General features: G+C 65.9%; 16 protein-coding genes. 12 read left to right on the top strand and 4 right to left on the bottom strand.

The window, feature by feature from the left end; translation table 11 throughout:
- Window positions 1-15: 15 nt before the first annotated feature.
- Together SOX55_RS02420 and SOX55_RS02415 are read right to left on the bottom strand one after the other, a co-directional pair.
- A complete protein-coding gene (locus SOX55_RS02420; RefSeq protein WP_325285842.1) occupies window positions 16-2700 on the bottom strand; it encodes a protein kinase domain-containing protein in 2685 nt (894 codons plus the stop codon).
- Window positions 2701-2720: 20 nt separating this feature from the next.
- Window positions 2721-4133, bottom strand: a complete 1413-nt coding sequence (locus tag SOX55_RS02415; protein WP_325285841.1) for a hypothetical protein — start codon at window positions 4131-4133, stop codon at window positions 2721-2723.
- A gap of 182 nt (window positions 4134-4315) precedes the next feature.
- On the opposite strand from SOX55_RS02415, the gene SOX55_RS02410 reads away from it, so the two are divergent.
- From SOX55_RS02410 to SOX55_RS02385, 6 genes are all read left to right on the top strand, one after another.
- Window positions 4316-5020 (top strand): protein phosphatase 2C domain-containing protein, encoded by a 705-nt coding sequence (locus SOX55_RS02410; protein WP_325285840.1) that lies wholly within the window; start codon window positions 4316-4318, stop codon window positions 5018-5020.
- A 176-nt stretch (window positions 5021-5196) separates the two neighbouring features.
- A complete protein-coding gene (locus tag SOX55_RS02405) occupies window positions 5197-5733 on the top strand; it encodes a hypothetical protein (protein WP_325285839.1) in 537 nt (178 codons plus the stop codon).
- 15 nt (window positions 5734-5748) lie between these two features.
- Entirely contained in the window at window positions 5749-7527 is a 1779-nt protein-coding gene (locus SOX55_RS02400; RefSeq protein ID WP_325285838.1) for an RICIN domain-containing protein, read from the top strand.
- A gap of 64 nt (window positions 7528-7591) precedes the next feature.
- Complete coding sequence (locus tag SOX55_RS02395) at window positions 7592-7939, top strand: hypothetical protein (protein WP_325285837.1); 348 nt, start codon at window positions 7592-7594, stop codon at window positions 7937-7939.
- A complete protein-coding gene (locus tag SOX55_RS02390) occupies window positions 7939-8523 on the top strand; it encodes a metallophosphoesterase (protein ID WP_325285836.1) in 585 nt (194 codons plus the stop codon). Before SOX55_RS02395 ends, SOX55_RS02390 begins: the two co-directional genes overlap by 1 nt.
- Before the next feature lie 73 nt (window positions 8524-8596).
- Window positions 8597-9370 (top strand): hypothetical protein, encoded by a 774-nt coding sequence (locus SOX55_RS02385; RefSeq protein WP_325285835.1) that lies wholly within the window; start codon window positions 8597-8599, stop codon window positions 9368-9370.
- Here SOX55_RS02385 and SOX55_RS02380 read toward each other — a convergent pair.
- Both SOX55_RS02380 and SOX55_RS02375 read right to left on the bottom strand, forming a co-directional pair.
- The gene (locus tag SOX55_RS02380) at window positions 9362-10060 is read right to left on the bottom strand and encodes a metallophosphoesterase (RefSeq protein ID WP_325285834.1); all 699 of its coding nucleotides are present in this window, start codon (window positions 10058-10060) and stop codon (window positions 9362-9364) included. The genes SOX55_RS02385 and SOX55_RS02380 overlap by 9 nt on opposite strands.
- Before the next feature lie 168 nt (window positions 10061-10228).
- The gene (locus tag SOX55_RS02375; RefSeq protein WP_325285833.1) at window positions 10229-10471 is read right to left on the bottom strand and encodes an acyl carrier protein; all 243 of its coding nucleotides are present in this window, start codon (window positions 10469-10471) and stop codon (window positions 10229-10231) included.
- Between the two features lie 240 nt (window positions 10472-10711).
- On the opposite strand from SOX55_RS02375, the gene SOX55_RS02370 reads away from it, so the two are divergent.
- From SOX55_RS02370 to SOX55_RS02345, 6 genes are all read left to right on the top strand, one after another.
- The gene (locus tag SOX55_RS02370) at window positions 10712-12397 is read left to right on the top strand and encodes a tetratricopeptide repeat protein (RefSeq protein WP_325285832.1); all 1686 of its coding nucleotides are present in this window, start codon (window positions 10712-10714) and stop codon (window positions 12395-12397) included.
- Between the two features lie 114 nt (window positions 12398-12511).
- Entirely contained in the window at window positions 12512-14254 is a 1743-nt protein-coding gene (locus tag SOX55_RS02365; RefSeq protein WP_325285831.1) for a sigma-54 interaction domain-containing protein, read from the top strand.
- A 290-nt stretch (window positions 14255-14544) separates the two neighbouring features.
- Window positions 14545-15933 (top strand): Na+/H+ antiporter NhaC family protein, encoded by a 1389-nt coding sequence (locus SOX55_RS02360; RefSeq protein ID WP_325285830.1) that lies wholly within the window; start codon window positions 14545-14547, stop codon window positions 15931-15933.
- A 162-nt stretch (window positions 15934-16095) separates the two neighbouring features.
- On the top strand, window positions 16096-17979 hold the full coding sequence (locus SOX55_RS02355) for a thiamine pyrophosphate-dependent enzyme (protein WP_325285829.1): 1884 nt from the start codon (window positions 16096-16098) through the stop codon (window positions 17977-17979).
- On the top strand, window positions 17976-18605 hold the full coding sequence (locus SOX55_RS02350) for an indolepyruvate oxidoreductase subunit beta (RefSeq protein WP_325285828.1): 630 nt from the start codon (window positions 17976-17978) through the stop codon (window positions 18603-18605). The genes SOX55_RS02355 and SOX55_RS02350 overlap by 4 nt, the downstream gene beginning before the upstream one ends.
- Window positions 18605-18862 (top strand): hypothetical protein, encoded by a 258-nt coding sequence (locus SOX55_RS02345; RefSeq protein ID WP_325285827.1) that lies wholly within the window; start codon window positions 18605-18607, stop codon window positions 18860-18862. The genes SOX55_RS02350 and SOX55_RS02345 overlap by 1 nt, the downstream gene beginning before the upstream one ends.
- Window positions 18863-18872 lie beyond the last annotated feature (10 nt).

Raw genomic sequence — 18872 nt, 5'->3', positions numbered from 1 at the left:
CCTGCCGCGCAGTGTTCATGTCTGCGGTGTGGGGATGCCGTGGGCCCTGCGCCAGAGGACCGCTTCCTCAAAGTCCGACTCCCGCAGTTTTCGGTATGCGTCCGCCGCGGCAAGGGCGGCCAGGTCCCCGTAAACCCGCGGAACGTCCTCCGGGCGCTCTTCCTCATAAATCCGCACCGCGTCGGTCAGGAGGTTGAGCCAGTCCGCGTCCGCCACCCTGTACAGCCAGTCCATCGCCCGCCGCTCGGCGTCCTCCGGGGGATGCTGCATCTGCCCCTCCCGGGGCGGATGGATCGGAGGGTTCCGGTCCAGCGACACCAGGTATTTCACCTTCTTCTGCCGCCCCAGGGCGTTGGCGCACAGTTCATTGGTCATGGCGGCAGACTGCAGGTTCCGGCCCGGACAGTCACCGACGCACCGCAGCGTATGCTCCGAGAGGGCGGCCGCCTCCTCCGTCCAGCCCCGGACAAGGGCCCACTGGCAGATCCGCCCGGACTGCCACACAAACGCGTCCAGGCCGATGGTGGCCGCGATATAGGCGTTTCTCCGGCGGCGGGTCAGCGCCATTCCGGATTCCGTCCGCAGATATAGCTGGGCGGCAAACCGTCGGATGTCCTCCGGGTCAAAGTCCAGCTCCCGCAGGCCGATCTCCTGCACCAGGGGGTGCATGGTCAGGACGTCGTCTTCGCCGCGGCGGATCCAGCCCCGGTCCATGAGCCGCAGCAAAACGTCCTGGTCGAAGCCCGGAACCTGAGCGAAGTCCTCCGCCGCCAGGCCCTCCGGGGAGACGGGCAGGGCGTAGGCCAGCAGCCGCTTCTCCTCCGGCGGCAGGTTGGAAAGCCGGAACAGGGCTGTCAGGTGGCCCTGGATGCGCTCCATCCGGCCCTCCCGGTCCTTGGGGCTGGCCACCTTCGCCAGTGCGCCGCTGTCCAGGTCCCCCCGGGTCAGCTTTTCCAGCAGCGCCTCCGGGGAAAGGCGGGGGATGCTGGTTTTCAGGGTGCGGCCCATCAGCTCCACCGTCAGGGTGTGGCCCTCCACGGCGCGGATCAGGGCGTCCGCCATCTCATCGGACAACTCCGGCGCGAACCGGCGCAGCAGCTGCCGCAGCTGCGGCAGAGGCATGGCGTCCACCTCCACGCCCCCCTCCGCCGGGGAGCGGGTGGTCACCACCAGCCCCATGGGCAGGGCGCACAGGTCCCGGAAGGCCGGCTCCCCCCGCAGCACATCAAAGCCGCCCTCATCGCCGTCCATGTTGTCCAGAATCAGCAGGTCGTTTTCGCTCCGCTCCCCCAGCCGCTTCATCACCTCCCGGTAGATCTGCTCCTCCGGCTTCTCCCGGCCGTGGATGTCCCGCCGGTCATAGCCGCTGAAGGCGTCGGCAATGGGGCCGGTGACCGTTTGGCGCACGGAGTTCCGGAAGCGGACGGCGTAGGCCTGGCCCCGGGTATACTTCTGGGCGAATTTCAGCGCCAGCTCCGTCTTGCCCATGCCGGCAAAGCCCCACACCACCACCGGCTTGCGGCGCCGCTCCAGGCAGCGGTTGATCTCCGCCAGCTTTTCCTCCCGGGGCAGGAATTCCTCATCCGGCAGCGCGGGGCAGGACAGGGACAGCCGGTCCGTGGGCGAGCGGGTCATCCAGGCCAGCTCCTCCACCTCTTCCAGCATCGCCGCCGCGGTCTGGTAGCGCTTCTCCCGCTCCGGCTCCAGGGACCGGTCCAGAATCCGCTGGAGCAGCCGCAGGCTTCTGGCCGAGCAGCCCAGCCGCTCCCCCTCATAGGGGAGCACGCAGCCCAGGGACGCCTGCTCCGTCAGCAGCCGGTCCCGGCCGTTTTCAAAGTAGGTGCGGCCCCGCAGCAAAAACAGCAGCAGCCGCCCGGCGGAGTAGACGTCCGCCGCGGGGGTCAGCCGGAGATTGCCGTCATTGTGCCAGAGAATCTCCGGAGCGGTATAGCCCGGGGTGCTGAACACCATGCGGTCTTCGATGCGGGCCGTCTCCTGCCCGCCTCCCGCCCGGTCCGTCAGGGGGCGGGCGCAGCCGAAGTCCAGCAGGCAGGCAAGGCCGATCTTCCCCTTTTCCGGCCGGGCGCCGGCGAAGAAGACGTTCTGCACCTGCATGTCGCCGTAAAGATACCCGGCCTTGTGGACCAGCTCCAGCGCCTGAAGGGCCTGCTCCAGAATGCAGGCGGCGGTGTGGATGTGGGGCCGCCCGCCGGTGCGGAGGGGATGGCCCTCCGCCGGAGGCAGGGCGCACTCCTCCAGCAGCTGGGGCAGGAACATGCCCACGCTGCTCATGTCCCGCAGAATCAGGAAGCTGCCTGCCGGGGCAGGGGTCCTCCCCGCCGCCGTCTCCACAGCGGAATCCCGGGGCGCCTCCCACACGGGGATGGTCTGGGCGCTGACGGCAGCCACATTCCGGCTGATTTCCGTCTCCCGCATCATCCGCTTCCGCGCTTCCCCCAGGGCGTGCTCCGCCTGGGCGCTGACGCCGGTCAGGACGCCGCCCTCCCGACGCAGGTATCTGGTCATTTCCGCAGGGCAGCACTCCTTGATGCCGAAGGGCAGGGTGCTGCCCTCTTTTTTTGCGGTGTAGAACAGCGAGGTGCCGCCAAAGCCGGTAACCCCGCCCAGGATGTACCGGTCCCGGCCCCGGCAGAGCACCGTTCCCGCCGGCAGAGCCAGGGAAAGTCTTCTCTCGTTCATGTCAGTCCTCCCGCCATTGTTCAGGTCAGCTTCGGGTCCCTCAGCAGATACCGGCTGGTCCAGGCCGGTTGGTCTGTCAGCAGGCACAGGAGAATGAAGCGGTCAAAGGGGCCGGGCACGTAGAGGGAGTAAAAGCCGAACCCCGCCAGCAGCTCGTTGAGCACCCGGCAGCACAGCACCTGCTTTTCCCGCAGGCCGCACTCCCGGCCCAGCTCGCTGAGATCGTCCCGGAGCAGCGTCATCCGCCGGTCCATGGGTCCGCCCTTTTCCGTCAGCGCCCACATCGCCTGCCGGCTCTCCTCCGGGGCGTCCATATAGCCGGTGATGAGGAAGTACCCCAGCAGCAGGATGTCCCAGCGCTGCACGGCCTTCCAGTATTCCGCCTCCGCACCGCCCCGGACGGAGCTGTTCCGGATGGCGCTGATGCGCTTGTTGTACCCCTTGCAGAACAGGGCGATTTTCCCCATGGCCCCGTCAAGCCGGTCGTCCTCCTGCCGGGGAGCGCCCTCCTCTTCCTCCTCGCCCCGGAACACGTACCGCGGGCCTGTTTTCGTCTGGAAGACATCCTCAAAATTCCATCCCTGGCTTTTGAACATGGTGCTGGTCAGCCTGTGGGGGTTGGTGCGGTACAGAACCGTCAGGTAATCCAGCAGCCGGAGGTACTTTTTGCGGGCCGTCCCGGAGTAACCTCTCATCCCCCCGCGGTTTTTCACCATCAGCTCCACCAGCTCCCGCTCGGCGTCCGCCGGGGGATCGCCGGTTCCCAGAATCTCGTCCACGCTCCAGCTGATCAGACGGGTGGTATCGCCGGTGGGTTCCTCCTGTCGGCTGATGCCGCCGGGGTTTTGTTCCGCCTCCGCGGAGCACTCCCGGTACTTTTCCAGCAGTCTCCGGATGTCCTTCCAGGTGTAGAGGCCGGGGAGGAACTGGCAGAACCAGCAGATCAGCTCCAGCGGGCTGCGCAGGTTGTAGGAGGGCTGCCCGCAGGCCATCAGCAGCTCCGTGGTGGCCTGGCGGTCCATGCCGGCCACCACGGCCAGCTGGAACAGCGTCTCCCGCTGGGGGCCCTGGGGCATGTCCGCCGTCAGGTACCGCTCCCACGCCTCCGGGGTGATCCCCAGGCCGTGGCGTTCCCGGCCGATGACGCTCAGCTCCACCGCCGCCTGCCGCACGGCCTGGCAGGTCCAGGGCACGTTTCCGCCGCGGCTCAGGTCCGGGCACTCCTCCGGCAGGGGCAGCTTTCCCCGGGTCTGGATGTACCGGCGGAGGACAAAGCCGGGTGTGGCCATCTTTGTTTCGTCGGTCAGGAACCGGCGCAGCTCCTGAGCGGTCTGCAGGCGGTCCAGCTGCTCGTTGGCGTTGGCAATCTGCCGTTCCACGCAGCGGTCAATCTCCGCCCGGACGGCGGCGGTGAAGCTTTGCGGGTGACGCATGAGAGGTCCCTCCTTCTGTGTTTTTTCAGGATGGGGCCATTATAGCACACCGCGCCGGAAAAAACCTTCCCGCGTTTTTGGAAAAACCCCCGAAAATCCGGGAAAGTTCCCCAGACGCGGGAAAGTATTCCCGCCGCCTCAACATTTATAATGGAAGCATCTCAAACGGAGGTGACACACACATGTTGAAAAGCGGATCTTTGTCCCGCGCCGGCAAATGTCACGAATGTCTGCCGGAGAACAGCTGGGACGCGGTGATGGAGCAGGACTGCGGCGACTGGAAGGCGGCGGTGGTGTGCAGCGGCGGCAGCGGCTGCGCCAACGGCCAGGCGGCGGCCCGGCTGACCGCAGATGCCCTGGCGGAGTATCTGTCCGTCCACTTTGAGCGCTGCCTGCTGGAAGCGCCGGAGGTGCTGCGGATGGAGGTGGACGGCCTGATCACGGAGGTGCTGACCTACGCCGCCAAAAAGGCGGGCGCCGACCCCGCCGGCTTCGGCTGCAGGGTGATGGCCGCCGCCATGGACCGGCAGGGCCGCTGCTGTCTGTTCCATCTGGGGGACGGCATCGTGGTGGGAAAGCCGGACGATGACGGCGACTGGTTCACCTTCTCCTATGCCCAGCGGGGCCTGTCCCCCGGCGCCGCCGGCCTGACCATGGGCGACACCATGTTCCGCGACCTGCGGTTTTACCGCCAGGTCCAGCCCGCTGACCGCGCCCTGTTCCTGCTGACCGGCGATATGCCGGAGGCCTTCGCCATCCTGCCGGAGCCGGAGGAGCACCCGGAGCTGCTGGGCAGTCCGGAGCTGCTGGGAGAGCCGGAGAATGACTGCTCCGCCGCGTGGCTGATTGCGCGGCAGGAGCCGGAACCCCCCGAACCGCCGCAATGACGGCCCGGAAAAAAATCAGACATCCCGGGGAAAAAACAGGGCACCCCCGCCCGTTTCCATTGTCTTCCCGTTCCGGTATCGTATGTACAGAGGGTTCTCTTAACGAAAACAGACGCCCCGGGAGGGCAGAAACAGAGCCGGCCCGCCGGCACACAATCACAGAAGGAGACTTTGTCATGGATGACCGCAAGGAACTCACCGACTATCTGGAAACCATATTGAATCTCCAGTGCGAGGGCCAGGAGGTCCTGAAGGGGCTGGAGCAGGAACACAAGCAGCTTGCGCGGAAGGCGGAGGAGCTGAACGCCCGGCTGGCCGGTCTGCAGATGGAAGTGATGGAGGTGCAGGACGCCCTGCGTCCCCCCGTCAGTTTGGAGGATGAGCCTGAGGAGCCTTCCGCCCCGAACTCCGGCAGCCTGCTGAGCAGAATCGGCATTGCCGCGCTGCTCTCCCCCCTGCTGTGGAATGGGGTGGCCGCCGGGGTGAACGCCCTGCAGGGCCGGGCCTGGCACCTTGACGACGCCGGGGCCATGGCCATGGCAGCCTGCATCTGCGTTGCCTGGGGGCTGCTGCTGATTGCCGTGGAGCCGTCCCTGAACCGGGCGCTGGACGCCCTGATGGAACATCTGGAAGACAGCAAAACCGAGGAGGACGAGGCCATTGAGGAATTCCTGCGCCGCCGCTCCTCCAAAAATGACACGGAAAAACATTGAGAGGAGAATTCAACCATGAAAAACTACCTGTATTCCCCCCGTCTGCGCCGGCAGATGTGCGCCGCCCTGGCGGCACTGTCCCTGGTGTCGGTTCTGGAACCGGCCGCCGGGGCTGTGGATCTGGAACTGGGGGCAGCCCCCTCCACCGCCGGCATCACCGCCAACGTGTCGGAGACGACCACCGCCCTTTCCATGGCAGTCCGAATGGAACGGGGCCTCTGGTGGATCGGCTGCTACCGGGACGTCTACCAGGCTTTGAATCTGCAGTTTGACCAGGTGGGCCAGGGTCTGGTCCTGGATGGAATGAATTTCCAGCTCAACGAGATCTGGATCCTGACCCCGGTCAGCGGCACCTCTGTCTATTTCTCCCTGGCTCCCCTGTCCCACCCGGGCTACTACATCGCCGGGCAGAGCAATGACTGCCAGCTGAAGCTGTCCAAAACCAGTACCTCCGACCCGGCGGTGCAGTGGATGGCCATTCCCGACGGCTCCCAGTATGTGCTGGTGAACCGGAAAACCGGTCTGGCTATGGACACGGCTCACGGCGAAAGCGCCACCGGGAACCCCGTGCTGAACTACCAGAGAAACGGCTATCGTGATGCCCAGAGCTGGAACATGATCCGCGTCAGCGAGTCCACCTCCACCTTCACCCCCGGGCCCCGGGCCTACCCCAAAAACGGCGCCTACGGGATTCTGGCCGCCTCCAACCCCGCCAAGGGTGCCAATAACCAGTTTGGCTCCACCGCCGGCGACGGTACTGCCTGCTTAGTGCTGGACACCTGGAACCGGGAGCCCTGGGAGATTTACAATCTGACGGACCGCGGGGGCGGACAGTACACGATTTCCCCCTCCAACGCGCCCAACGTCTGCCTGAACTGCTGGGCGGCCAATCCCAACGACGGCAACCAGCTGACCCTGGCCACCTGGCGGGAGGGTGACCAGTGCTCTTTGTGGGAGGTCTACCAGAGCGGCTCCTTCTACAGCTTCCGCAATGTAAAAACCGGACTGTGGCTGAACCTGTGGATGAACCGCACCGTGGACGGCACCAAGCTCGTCGGCTACCACTATGACGGCACCAACGCCATGAAGTGGAAGCTGGAGCCGGTCAGCGTCACGCCTCCCACCCCCACCCTCTCCGGCTACGCCGCCTACACCGGTGTCAATTACCGCAGCCTGACCTCCGACTCCCGCCGGATCGCCGCCTGCGACAAGGCCGTGCAGATGGCCACCGTGCAGTGGACCGCCCCCTGCGACTTCCCCACCTGGAAGAGCTCCGGAGGGGTCTACAACACCACCACCGCCACCGACGGCACGGCAAGCCGGAAGTTCCTGGCCGGGAAGACCTACACCGGCATCCCCTACTCCATGGCGGGACGAACCTATGACGACATGAGATGGCTGCAGCAGCTCAGAAGCGGCATCACCACCAAGAGCATGACCACCAACTACACGGTGCAGAGCAACGGGAAGAAGGTCACCCGGACCAACACCACCGCCAAGGGCATCGACTGCTCCTACCTGGTGTGCACCGCCCTGAATACAGGCTGCGGCACATCCACCAGCAAGAACACCGACCAGATGCTCTCCTCTTCCCTGTTCAAACAGATCAGCCGCTCCGAGATGCTCCCCGGCGACATCTTCCTGAAAAGCGGCCACACCATGCTCTTCCTGGGCAAGGTGGGCAGCAGCTACGCCGTCATCGAGGCCAACGCCGACAAGAGCCGCGTGGTGTACTCCGTGCTGTCCTCCTCCAGCCTGAGGGCCTACAAGTCCTACCGCTACACCTACTTCTGATCATCCCCGCAGGAACCGCCGGGAGGGGGCGCCCCCTCCCGGCACACCGGAAAGGAGAATTGACATGACCGCTTCCGAACACCGCCGCCTCATCCGCCGTCTGGAGATCATCCACGGAGAAATTCTGGAGGAAATGGGGCTGGGCGACCGGCACTGGACCGCTTCCGAGTGCCGTGACCTGATGGGTCAGCTGGACAGAATCCATGACCGCCTGTTTGCGGAAATGGACCGTGAAGAGCTGCACGCAGCCTCTTCCGGATACCGCGAGCTGATCCGCCGGCTGGACGTCCTCCACGGGGAGATGCTGGCCGACATTGAAATCAGCGACCCCCGGGTGGAGCTGGTGTACCGTCTGGCGGACATCATGACCCCCCTGCGGAACTTTGTCCCCGGCGGGGAGGAGACGTCCTGATGGCCGTTTACTATCTCTCCGACCTGCACCTGCTCCACCGGCGCATCGCCCTCCGCCGGGGCTTCCCGTCGGTTCAGGACCATGACCGGACGGTGCTGGAGAACCTGGCGCGCCGAGTGGGCGCCAACGACACCCTGTTTCTGCTGGGCGATCTGTTCGCCTACACCTGCGATGACGCCCTGCTGGGGCAGCTGCTGGACATCAAAGGCCCCATCGTGCTCATCCAGGGGAACCACGAGACCTTCCACTGGCTGCGCAAAGCCTCCCCGGCGCTGCTGGCCCGGGTCTTCACGGACATCCGGGATGAGGCCGAAATCACGGACGGGGGCCGTCCGGTGCGCATGAGCCACGAACCGCGGCCGGAGCTGTATGACGGGGACGGGAAGGTCTGGCTGCTGCACGGTCACCTCCATGACCAGCCGCCCCGGCGGGAGGACTGGAAGGCCCTGTGCGCCAGGTCCCACGTGCTCAACGTATCCGCCGAGATCGGCGCGTACACCACCGGACACTGGGGGGAGCCGGGCACGCTGGACCAGTGGCTCTTTTTCAACGAGGTCTGGAAAAGCAGAGCGCCGGGGAGCTGACAGTTCCTCCCTATGCCAAAATGTCCCGGGGGCGCCTGCCCCCGGGACACGTCAACTGGAAGGAGTATGGAGTATGATTGCTGTATGGAACCGCTGCCAGGTTCTCCTGGCGGAGCTGCTGGCCCGGGCGGACACGGCGGCGCGGCCCGTTCTGGAAAATGACGGACTGCTGATCGCCATCGCCCTGGTGTCCCTGATTCTGGGGCCTCTGCTGACCTTCGCCCACGTCAGACTGGGCCGGCAGGCCCCGGAGCCGCCGGAGCGCTTCTTCGGGTACTACGGGATTCTCTCCCGGCTGTTTTACTATCCGGTGGTCTTTGCCGTGTCCCTGCTGTGCGCCGTGTCGGGGCAGGGCGGAAACACCGGCATCTTTCAGGGCATGGTCAGCGCCCACACCCGGGCCACTCTCTCCAACTTCGGGGAGTGGAACGACACCTGCCGGTACCTCTTCACGTTTCTGCTGCTGTACGCGGTGCTCCGGACTCTCTTCTGCCTTCTGAAGCTGCGGTTTTTCCGGCTGCTCCGGTTCTGGCTCCACACCGTCAACTGCGTCACCCTGGGAGTTCTGGCGGCGCAGCTGTATCTGGCGCTGACGGACGCCTCCCGGGGGAACTTCCTGATGACGCTGGTGCAGCTGGCAGTGGGCTTCTGCCTGTACAGCGTATACGTCATGGTGTTCATGGGCATCACGGCGCCGCTGGTGCTGATCGCGGTGCCCCTGCTGGCGCCGCTGGGGCTGCTGTTCCGCGGAGTGCCGCTGTTCCTGCCCCTGCGCTGTGACAACGATCTGGAGGAGCTGGGCGGCTTTCTGCTGTTTGGCGCCTGGGCGGAGGCCTTCTCAGCCTGAGCCGTACCGGGGCGGGACGGCAGTCTCCGCTCCGCCGGTGCCGCCCACATAGAACTCGGCCATGTCGTCCAGCCGCAGGCAGGCCAGGCGGCGATGGGGGGCGTTCCGGTGCCCGCAGCCGCAGTCGATGTTGAGGATGCCGTCGCCGTGCCAGATGCGGAGGTCCTCATCCTCCCGGCCTGTCAGGAAATTGGTGGGTGTGTGGCCCACGACGCAGAGGATGCCCGGGCAGGGGCACCGGCTGTCCGGCTCCACCCGGCCCCAGAGGCGGCTGTCCCGGTCTTCGCCGGGGAAGCCGTGAACCAGGCGGAAGGTCCGGCCGCCCGCCTCCACGTCCAGCTGCTCCGGCAGGCCCGCCAGAAAGCGCAGCAGCCTGCCGCGCTGGGCGGGCGTCCGGCGGTAGAGCAGCTCCCGGTATGTACCCGCGCCGCCGTTCTGCCGCCACAGCTCCCGGACCCCGTATTCGCTGCGGGGGCCCAGCGTCGCCAGGCACATCTGCTCGTGGTTGCCCAGCAGCATCGTCATGTTTGGGGTGTCCATGATCTTCTGCAGCACGCTGACGCCGTCGGGACCGCGGTCAATGGCGTCCCCGATGACGTACAGACGGTCCTCCCCGGAAAAGCGGATCAGCTCCAGCATCTGCTCAAATCTGTCCAGCTCCCCGTGGATATCCGATACGCAGTAGATCATATCCACACCTCCCCAACCCGGATTACCCGCATCTTATCACACAACCGGGGCGGATACAAGGTGCCGGGCATCCCCCAACACAGACAGAAGGCCCTGAGACATGAGTCTCAGGGCCTTCCGGAAACTGTCAGGCAGCGGCCGCCGGTCCGGGAACCGCGGCGGGCCTTCTCAGTCCATCTCGTTTTTCACGTATTCCACAATGTCGCCTACGGTTTCCATATCCTCAAAGTCCGAATCCGGGATGTCGAGATCGAAGGCTTCCTCCAGATCCAGCAGGACATCGACGAGCCCGCTTTCATCCGCTGTCAGATCGGCTCTGACGGCGGTGTCCATGCTGATGAGGTCCTCATCCGCGTTCAGCTCTTCTGCCAGGATTTCCTTTACCTTTGCGTAGATTTCTTCTGTGCTCATACTCCGTACCCCTTCCTGTGATAAAAATGCGCAGCCGGGGCTTTGGTGCCGGACGCCCCCTGCGCCGATTGTTCGGAATCTGGACGGCAACAGCATACCACATTTCCCGGGATTGTCAAACCGGAATCCGCATTTTTTTGGAAAGATCAGGCCGGGGGAGCCGATCCGCTCCCGCCGCGCCGGCCCCGCAGCCCGCCGGAGCATGCCGAAGGCGGCACATCAATAAAGGAGGTTACCATCATGCTGCGCAAATCGGAACAGCACATCCGGAAATGCTATGAGGCGTTTCTGGACTTGGTCCCGGAGGACCGGGACCTGTGGGAAATCGCCCTGCTGGAGTATTACCGCCGGCCGCTGGAGCGCTGGCGTACCCGGCCGCGGGAGGATGGGGAGGAGCCCATCCCCGCCTGCTTCGCGGACCTGGCCCCGGAGCTGCCCCGGCTGGCCGCCCGCAAAAAGGAACTCCGCCCCTCCGGCGGCGCGCAGCTCTGTCTGGAGCGGCGCTGCGGCCGGAGCGACTCCGGAACCCAACAAACAGCACGGCGGACACTGCCTCCGGAGGCCGTGGGACTGCTGCTGGAATACCGGTTTCTGACGGCCGCCCAGCCGGACAGCCCGGGCAGCCGGTCCTGCCGCACCCTGTTTGAAGAGGAGGATGACGGCATGATTCTGAAGCGGATCGTGCGGCACGGGGTACGGAAGCCGGAGGAACAGCTGGCCCTGGCCCTGCGGATGCGGGAGTTCCGGACGTTCTGGCAGCTGGACCGTTTTCTGGACGAGGAGGAGCTGGACTGGCTGACAGACCTGGTGAAGGAGCTGCTGGAGGGCGCCCTTCTGGCGGGCTGCGGCCAGGCCGCCTGGCCCCTGTATGAGCAGCTCCGGGAGGCGGAGTGGTTCAGCGACCCCTGGGAGCCGCTGGACCTTCTGCGGAGGGCCGCGGAAGCGGGCAGCGCCGACGCCCGGTGCGAGATGGGCTGGCAGTTCTTCCTCCATGTGATGGGCCTGCCCCCGGAAAACCGGGAGGGGTACTGCGGAGACCGCGTCTCCGGGGAGGAGGCCCTCCGGTGGATGGAGGCGGCCCTGCCCCACAGGATCGACACGGTCCCCTACCTGGCCGGTCTTCTTCTGGACGGCAAGGGGGTCCCGGCGGACGAGGCGCGGGCCGTCCGCGCCCTCACCGCCGCAACGGCAGGCCGACATGAAGGAGACAGTGCGTTTGCCGAGTGGTGCACATGCTTCCGGATGCTGGCAGAGTGCCACGCGGAGGGCAGGGGCGTGCCGAAGGACCGCCGCAAGGCGGCGGAGCTGTACCGGCAGGCCCAGGATTCCGGCTATTACTTATTTGACTGCTACAGAGACGGCGCGGAGGTCCCCCGGAATCCCCGGGCGGCTGTGCGGTACTGGATGCGGGACACGTGTTTTCATCACGGTCTTCTCCTCTGGGCCGAAATTCTGACGCGCGTGTCCGCCCCGGAGGGCTGCGTCCGGCTCCGGCCGGAGGACCTCCGCAGCGTCTGGCGGCTGCAGACCGGAAAAAACGCCTTCTATGACCTGATGGGCACGGACCTGCTTGGGACAGCGGGCCGGAGGGATGACCCCTACGCGCTGCTGTGCGGCCTGCTGGAGCGGGAAAAGGCGCGGCTGCTCTGGGACGGGGCGCAAAGCGGCGACAGCCGCTGCGGGGACATTCTGAAGAAGATGCCGGTCAGCGGCGGGGCCGCCCGGGAGCTGTTGGCGCAGCTGACCTCCAACGCCGGCAGCGTCCGGGACTGGCCGGACAGCTGGTACGAGGAGGCGCTGGAGCGCATCGAGGGTCAGCTGGCCCGGGAGGCCCGGACCCGGTGCTCCGGGGAGTCGGTCCCCCGGGAGGCTCCGGCGTGGGAGGGCCTCTGGCTGGCGGACGGGGAGGAAGCCGGGGACCTGTAACCGTCGCCGCCCTCCCGGTGCAGGCGGCGGGTTGCCACTTGTTGCCCTCCCGGAAATATGCTATAATCTCTCCCACGAAGTGGGGAGAATTCCCCGGAGCGGAGGGTGGTACCTTTGGAGCACATCCTTATGCGCATGCAGGACACGGCGCAGCAGTATGTGGAGATTCTTCGGGACCTTCTGGGCATTGACGTCTCCATCATCGACGCCCGCCAGGTCCGCATTGCCGGCAGCGGGCGGATGAAGGCCCGGCGGGGCAGCGTCGCCCGCTACGGCTGCATTGTCCGGCACACGCTGGATACCGGGCGCGTCACGGTGGTGGAGAACCCCACCGTCAACCCCATCTGCGCCGACTGCGGCATCCGGGGCCAGTGCGACAATCTGTGCGAAATGTGGAGCCCCATCATGCTGGACGGCGAGGCCATCGGCGTCATCGGCTGCGTCTGCTACACCCCGGAGCAGAAGGAGATCTTCCTGCGGCGGCGGGAGACCTTTGAGCAGTTTTTCACTCAGTTTGCCGGACTGCTGGAAAGCCGGGCCCATGACCTGGTGGACGTGGACCGGCATCAGAACGTCTGCGCGGTGCTGGAGCGGGTGCTGGAGCGGGCACAGATCGGCAGCCTGATTCTGGATGCGGAGGGCCGGGTGTTCGACGTGAACCAGCTGGGAAAGCAGCTGCTGGGGCTGGAGGAGTCCGGCGCGGATTTCTCGTCGCTGACCATTCAGAGCGCCGGCCCCGACGCCCCCAAGGAATACCGGATTCACTCCCCGGGGTGCACCCGCCGCGTGGTGGCCGACATTTACCGCCTCTCCATGGACCCCTATGACCGGCTGATGCTGTTCAGCGACGCGGAGCTGCGCTCGGACATTTCCGACGGGCTGCTGGGACTGACTCCACCGGGGGACCTGGACCGGATTGTGGGCCAGTCCGGGGCCATCCGCACCCTGAAGCGGAACATCCGCATGGTGGCCGCCTCCTGCTCCAACGTGCTGATCACCGGGGAGAGCGGAACCGGCAAGGAGCTGGCGGCCCGGGCCATTCACAGCGGAAGCGACCGGAAAAACGGCCCCTTTGTGGCGGTGAACTGCGCGGCGCTGCCGGAAAACCTGCTGGAGAGCGAGCTGTTCGGCTACGTGAAGGGAGCCTTCACCGGCGCCAGCGCCAGCGGCAGGGCCGGACTGCTGGAATCCGCCCAGAACGGCACCTTCTTTCTGGACGAGGTGGGGGAGATGCCCCCCTCCCTGCAGGTGAAGCTGCTGCGGGTGCTGGAGCAGCGGGAGATCACCCGGCTGGGCAGCAATGTGCCCACTCCCATCAACGCCCGCTTTGTGTTCGCCTCCAACCGGGACCTGGCGGAGATGGCGGCGGAGGGGACCTTCCGGAAGGACCTCTACTACCGCATCAACGTGGTGCCCCTGGCCATTCCGCCCCTGCGGGAGCGCCCGGAGGACATCCGCCTCCTCGCCGGCGGCTTTATCCGGAAATTCAGCATCGCCATGAACAAGCCCTGCCGGCGGGTCACCGAGGACTTTTGGCAGGCGCTGGAGCGGTACAGCTGGCCCGGCAACGTCCGGGAGCTGCAGAACGCGGTGGAGTTCGCCGTCAACATGATGCCCGCCTCCGGCGTTCTGTGCGCCGATCTGCTCCGCGGCAAAATCGCCCCGCCCGCCCCGGAGCTTCCGGCCTCCCTCCCCGGGGAAGCCGCCCCGCCGGGGGAGGACTGGAATCTGCGGCACGCGGAGGCGGAGATCATCCGCCGGTGCCTGGCCCGGTACGGCGACAAGCCCACCGCCGCCCGGGAGCTGGGCATCAGCCTGGCCACGCTGTACCGGAAGATGAAAGAATATCACCTGTAAAGACCATCTCTCTCAAAATGAGAAATTCTCATTTTGAGAGAGATTTTTTCCTGCAATTTTCATTTTGAGAATCCCACCGTCCCGCCGGGCGGGGTTCCGGAACCGGCGGCGGCCGCCGGCCATAGGTGCGGAGGGCATTGATTGCAGCGCTTCCGGCGGCGGCGGAAAAACACGGCAGGCAAATCCGGCGGGCCGGCGTTTCTGGCACGGTTCTTGCTTGTCTGTATGAGGCCCCGGACCTCGGATTCCGGGTCTCCGGGCCGGATGAACAGAAAGAAGAGGTAACCACCATGGAAAAAGCGGAAAAGAAACCGTCCTTCGCCTACGCGCTGCTGACTGTCACGGTCGTTTTTGCCGTCATCATGATTCCGGCGCTGGCGTGGGGTTCCAAAATCCATCCCCTGTTTTTGCTGAGCTATCTGGCGGCGCTGCCGCTGTGCATGCACCTGGGAGTGCCCTATGAGAAGCTGCAGGCCGGCATGGTGCAGTCCTGCACCCGGGCCATTGTCCCCATCCTGATTCTGCTGATCAACGGCGGTCTGGTGGGCACCTGGAACGCCTCCGGCACCGTGCCCATGATCATCAATCTGGGCATTCAGTTCATCTCCCCCTCCCTGTTTCTGGCGGCGGCCTTCCTTCTGTGCGTCATGTGCTCCATGGCCACCGGCACCTCCTGGGGCACCTTCGGCACCGCCGGTCTGGCCCTGGCGGGCATCGGCCTGGGCATGGGCATCAACCCCATGCTCACCGCCGGCGCCATCTGCTCCGGCGCCTTCTTCGGCGACACCCTGTCCCCCCTGTCCGACGGCCCCAACCTCTGCTCCGGCATCACCGGCGTGGACCTGTTCACCGGCATCCGCCACCAGTGCAGGGTGACCCTGCCCGCCGGCGTTATCTGCGCCCTGCTCTATCTGGCCGTGGGGCTGACGACAGGCGGCGGCCAGGTGGATTACACCGCCGTCCACAGCATCAGCCGCGCCCTGGAGGCCAATTTCCGCATGGGCATCGCCGCCGTGGTTCCCATGGTCATCGTCTTCGGAATGCTGGCGGTGAAAATGCCCTCCATCCCCTCCCTGCTGTGCGGCGCCTTCTCCGGCGGAGTGGTGGCCTGTCTGGTGGAGGGCAGGACCATGGCGGAGGTCATCACCTACTTCTGGAGCGGGTACTCCATCGACTCCGGCTCGGAGATGGTGGACAAGCTGCTCAACCGGGGCGGCATCACCAGCATGAGCAGCACCGCCATTCTGTTCCTGTTCGCCTTCGGCCTGTTCGGCGTGCTGAACACCGCCGGCATCATCGACGCCCTGGTGGAGCCTCTGACCCGGCGGCTCCGCTCCCGCGTCAGCATCATCGGCGCCACGGTGCTGATGTCCGTTCTGGGCAATGCCATCGGCGCCTCCTCCAACTTCGCCTATGTGTTCGCCGGCAACATCATGGCCCCCATCTATGACCGCGCCGGGCTGGAAAAGGTGAACCTGTCCCGGGCGCTGGCGGTGGGCTGCACCGCCATGTGCGTGCTGCTGCCCTGGAACATGAACGCCATTGTGGCCGCCGGCTATCTGGGGGTCACCCCCGCCCAGCTGATCCCCTTCACCTTCTTCGCCTACGTGACCCCCGCGGTGCTGCTTCTGGTCACCCTGCTGGGCTTTGACACCCGGTACACCGCCGGCAGGAAGTAAGCCGATGCCTGTTCCGTCCAGGCCCGGAAAATTTGCAGGAATTGTGTTTACGTCTTGCAATCGTTGGTGAATGTGCTACAATAGAGCCGTTGATAAACGGGAATTTTTCGGTCAAGCTGCCCTGACGGCGGCAAATTTGGAAAAGAAGGTGACTCGTTCAACATGGAATGGACAATGACAGCCAACGCCCCCGGTCAGGTCTGCCTGATGCAGGGCAACGAGGCCATTGTGCGGGGCGCGGTGGAGGCAGGCATCAACTTCGCCGCGTCCTATCCCGGCTCTCCCTCCTCCCAGGTGCTGGCCATGCTGGGAAAAATCGCCGGGGAGCGGAATTTCTACGCGGAGTGGTCCACCAACGAGGTCTGCGCCATGGAGGCCTGCGTGGGCGCGTCCCTGGCCAACGCCCGGGCGCTGTGCATCGTGAAGCAGAACGGTCTTCTGTGCGTGGCGGACGCCCTCCACTGCGGCGCCCAGCACGGCGTGAAGGGCGGCCTGGTGGTGGTGACCTCCGACGACCCCAGCGCCCACTCCAGCACCAACGAATTTGACTCCCGGTATCAGGCCATGTCCGCCAGCGTGCCCATGCTGGAGCCTACCAGCATGCAGGAGACCAAGGACATGATCCCCTACGCCTTCGAGCTGTCGGAGCGGACGAAGCAGATCGTCATCGTGCGGCTCACCACCCGGGTGTGCCACGGCCGGGGCAACGTAACCCTGGGGCCGCTGCCGGAAAAGCCCCATCCCCTGCAGACCGTGGGGGAGTGGGACCGGCTGGTGTGCGTCTCCTACAAGCACGCCGACATGCTGCGGAAGATGGACGTGCTGCGCCAGGAATTTGAGAACTGCCCCTTCAACCACTACACGGGCCCGGAGCGTCCCAGAGAGCTGATCGCGGCCGGCGGCACCGGCCGGCTGTACGCCCAGGAGGCCATCCACCGGCTGGGGGTGGAGGACCGGGTGGGCCTGCTGAGCCTGGCCACCGTGTGGCCGCTGCCGGAGCAGTACATCCTGAACCACCTGCAGGGCGTGGAAAAGGTGCTGACGCTGGAGGAAGTGGACCCGGTGCTGGAGCACAATCTGGAGGCCATCGCCGGGCGGAACCAGCTGCGCGTCACCTTCTCCGGCCGGTCCGACGGGGCGCTGCCCAAAATCGGGGAGCTGGACCCGGACAACGTGCTGGCCGCCGTCTCCGCCCTCACCGGCGTACCGATGCCGGAGAAGCGGCCCACGTCGGAGACGGAGCTGCCGGAGCGGGAGCTGACCTTCTGCGCCGGATGCCCCCACCGGGCCACCTTCTACCTGCTGAAGAAGGTGCTGCGCCAGGAGAAGCACCCCGGCGCCGTGGTGGGCGACATCGGCTGCTACATCATGTCCGGCCAGTCCGCCGGCCACTTCGCCTACCAGGCCTGCAACTGCATGGGCTCCGGCGTCAACCTGGCGGAGGCCCTGGGCCAGCTGACCAACTACGGCCTGGACCAGAAGGTGGTCACCGTCTGCGGCGACTCCACCTTCTTCCACACCATCATGCCCGGCCTGGTGAACGCCACCTATCACAACGCCAACATGCTGCTGATGGTGCTGGACAACTCCGCCACCGCCATGACCGGCTTCCAGCCCCATCCCGGCACGGGCCTCACCGCCATGGGCGCCCAGGTGAAGCCCATGAACATCCAGAAGATTGTGGAGGCCATCGGCTGCGACGTGGAGGTGGCGGACCCCTTCGACGTGGAGAACACGGAGAAAGTGCTGCGGCGGCTGCTGCATAAGCCCGGCATGAACGTGCTGATCATGCGCCAGCCCTGCGCCACCCTGATGAGCAAGCAGACCCGGAAAAAGCCCCGGGTCTACGTGGACCAGAGCAAGTGCCGGGGCGAGGGCTGCGGCTGCGACAAGTACTGCAGCCGTGTCTGGGGCTGCCCCGGCAACACCTGGGACTTCAGGAACAACAAGGCGTACATCGACCCCGTCACCTGCGTGGGCTGCGGCGTCTGCGCCAAGCTCTGCCCCAACGGGGCCATCAAGGTGGAAGGCGGTGAGGACGCATGAAAACACTGAAATTCGACCCGCTGAATATCGTCATCTGCGGCATCGGCGGCCAGGGCAACGTGCTGGCCTCCGAGGTGGTGGGCAGCGCCATGAACGACCGGGGTTACCGCGTGGCCGTGGGCGAGACCTACGGCGCCTCCCAGCGGGGCGGCTCCGTCATGAGCCACGTGCGGGTGTCGGCGGACAAGGAGATGAGCGTGCTGATCCCCTCCGGCGAGGCCCACATCATCATCGGCTTTGAGCCGCTGGAGACGCTGCGCATGGCCCGGAAATACGCCGGGCCGGACACCATGATCGTCTACGATCCCCGCCCGGTCTATCCCCTGGGCGTACTGCAGGGGGTGCAGACCTACCCCGCCATGGAGGACATCGCGGCGGAGATTCAGTCCCTGTCGGCGGCGGCCTACGCCGTTCCGGCGGCGGACATCGCCATGGAGGTGGGGGACTCCCGCTCCGCCAACATCGCCCTGCTGGGTGCGTTCACCCAGCTGCCGGACAGTCCCCTCAGCCGGGAGGACCTGGAGAAGATCCTGACCCAGCGGTTCCGGGGCGCGGTGCTGGAGCTGAACCGGCGGGCCTTCGCCATGGGCTGCGAGGCGGTCAGCGGAAAAGGAGGCGCTGTCTGATGGATATGATTACGGTACATCTGCTCCACCCCGCCGAGGAAAAGGAGCTGACGCTGCAGCTGCCCCGGGACACCCGGCTTGCCGCCCTGACGCCCATTGCCTATGAGCGGAAGTTTGTGGAGCCCCAGAAGCCCGGCTATTCCTATCTCTATCAGGAGCATCTGTGCGGCACGGGCCACACCCTGGGGGACTACATCCCGGAAGAGGCCGCGGAGATCACGCTGCGGATGTTCGGCTTTCCGGCCATCATGGTGTAAAGGGGGAGAT

Origin of the sequence: Dysosmobacter sp., assembly GCF_034093755.1 — a bacterium.
Taxonomy (GTDB): domain Bacteria; phylum Bacillota; class Clostridia; order Oscillospirales; family Oscillospiraceae; genus Oscillibacter.
Note: the sequence above shows the minus strand (reverse complement) of the source record. Positions and strands in the feature narration are given on the sequence as shown.

What these genes read in the sequence shown, in the direction of transcription:
- SOX55_RS02420 (WP_325285842.1), bottom strand. Translation starts at nt 2,700, where the DNA reads ATGAACGAGAGAAGACTTTCCCTGGCTCTGCCGGCGGGAACGGTGCTC.
- SOX55_RS02415 (WP_325285841.1), bottom strand. Translation starts at nt 4,133, where the DNA reads ATGCGTCACCCGCAAAGCTTCACCGCCGCCGTCCGGGCGGAGATTGAC.
- SOX55_RS02410 (WP_325285840.1), top strand. Translation starts at nt 4,316, where the DNA reads ATGTTGAAAAGCGGATCTTTGTCCCGCGCCGGCAAATGTCACGAATGT.
- SOX55_RS02405 (WP_325285839.1), top strand. Translation starts at nt 5,197, where the DNA reads ATGGATGACCGCAAGGAACTCACCGACTATCTGGAAACCATATTGAAT.
- SOX55_RS02400 (WP_325285838.1), top strand. Translation starts at nt 5,749, where the DNA reads ATGAAAAACTACCTGTATTCCCCCCGTCTGCGCCGGCAGATGTGCGCC.
- SOX55_RS02395 (WP_325285837.1), top strand. Translation starts at nt 7,592, where the DNA reads ATGACCGCTTCCGAACACCGCCGCCTCATCCGCCGTCTGGAGATCATC.
- SOX55_RS02390 (WP_325285836.1), top strand. Translation starts at nt 7,939, where the DNA reads ATGGCCGTTTACTATCTCTCCGACCTGCACCTGCTCCACCGGCGCATC.
- SOX55_RS02385 (WP_325285835.1), top strand. Translation starts at nt 8,597, where the DNA reads ATGATTGCTGTATGGAACCGCTGCCAGGTTCTCCTGGCGGAGCTGCTG.
- SOX55_RS02380 (WP_325285834.1), bottom strand. Translation starts at nt 10,060, where the DNA reads ATGATCTACTGCGTATCGGATATCCACGGGGAGCTGGACAGATTTGAG.
- SOX55_RS02375 (WP_325285833.1), bottom strand. Translation starts at nt 10,471, where the DNA reads ATGAGCACAGAAGAAATCTACGCAAAGGTAAAGGAAATCCTGGCAGAA.
- SOX55_RS02370 (WP_325285832.1), top strand. Translation starts at nt 10,712, where the DNA reads ATGCTGCGCAAATCGGAACAGCACATCCGGAAATGCTATGAGGCGTTT.
- SOX55_RS02360 (WP_325285830.1), top strand. Translation starts at nt 14,545, where the DNA reads ATGGAAAAAGCGGAAAAGAAACCGTCCTTCGCCTACGCGCTGCTGACT.
- SOX55_RS02355 (WP_325285829.1), top strand. Translation starts at nt 16,096, where the DNA reads ATGGAATGGACAATGACAGCCAACGCCCCCGGTCAGGTCTGCCTGATG.
- SOX55_RS02350 (WP_325285828.1), top strand. Translation starts at nt 17,976, where the DNA reads ATGAAAACACTGAAATTCGACCCGCTGAATATCGTCATCTGCGGCATC.
- SOX55_RS02345 (WP_325285827.1), top strand. Translation starts at nt 18,605, where the DNA reads ATGGATATGATTACGGTACATCTGCTCCACCCCGCCGAGGAAAAGGAG.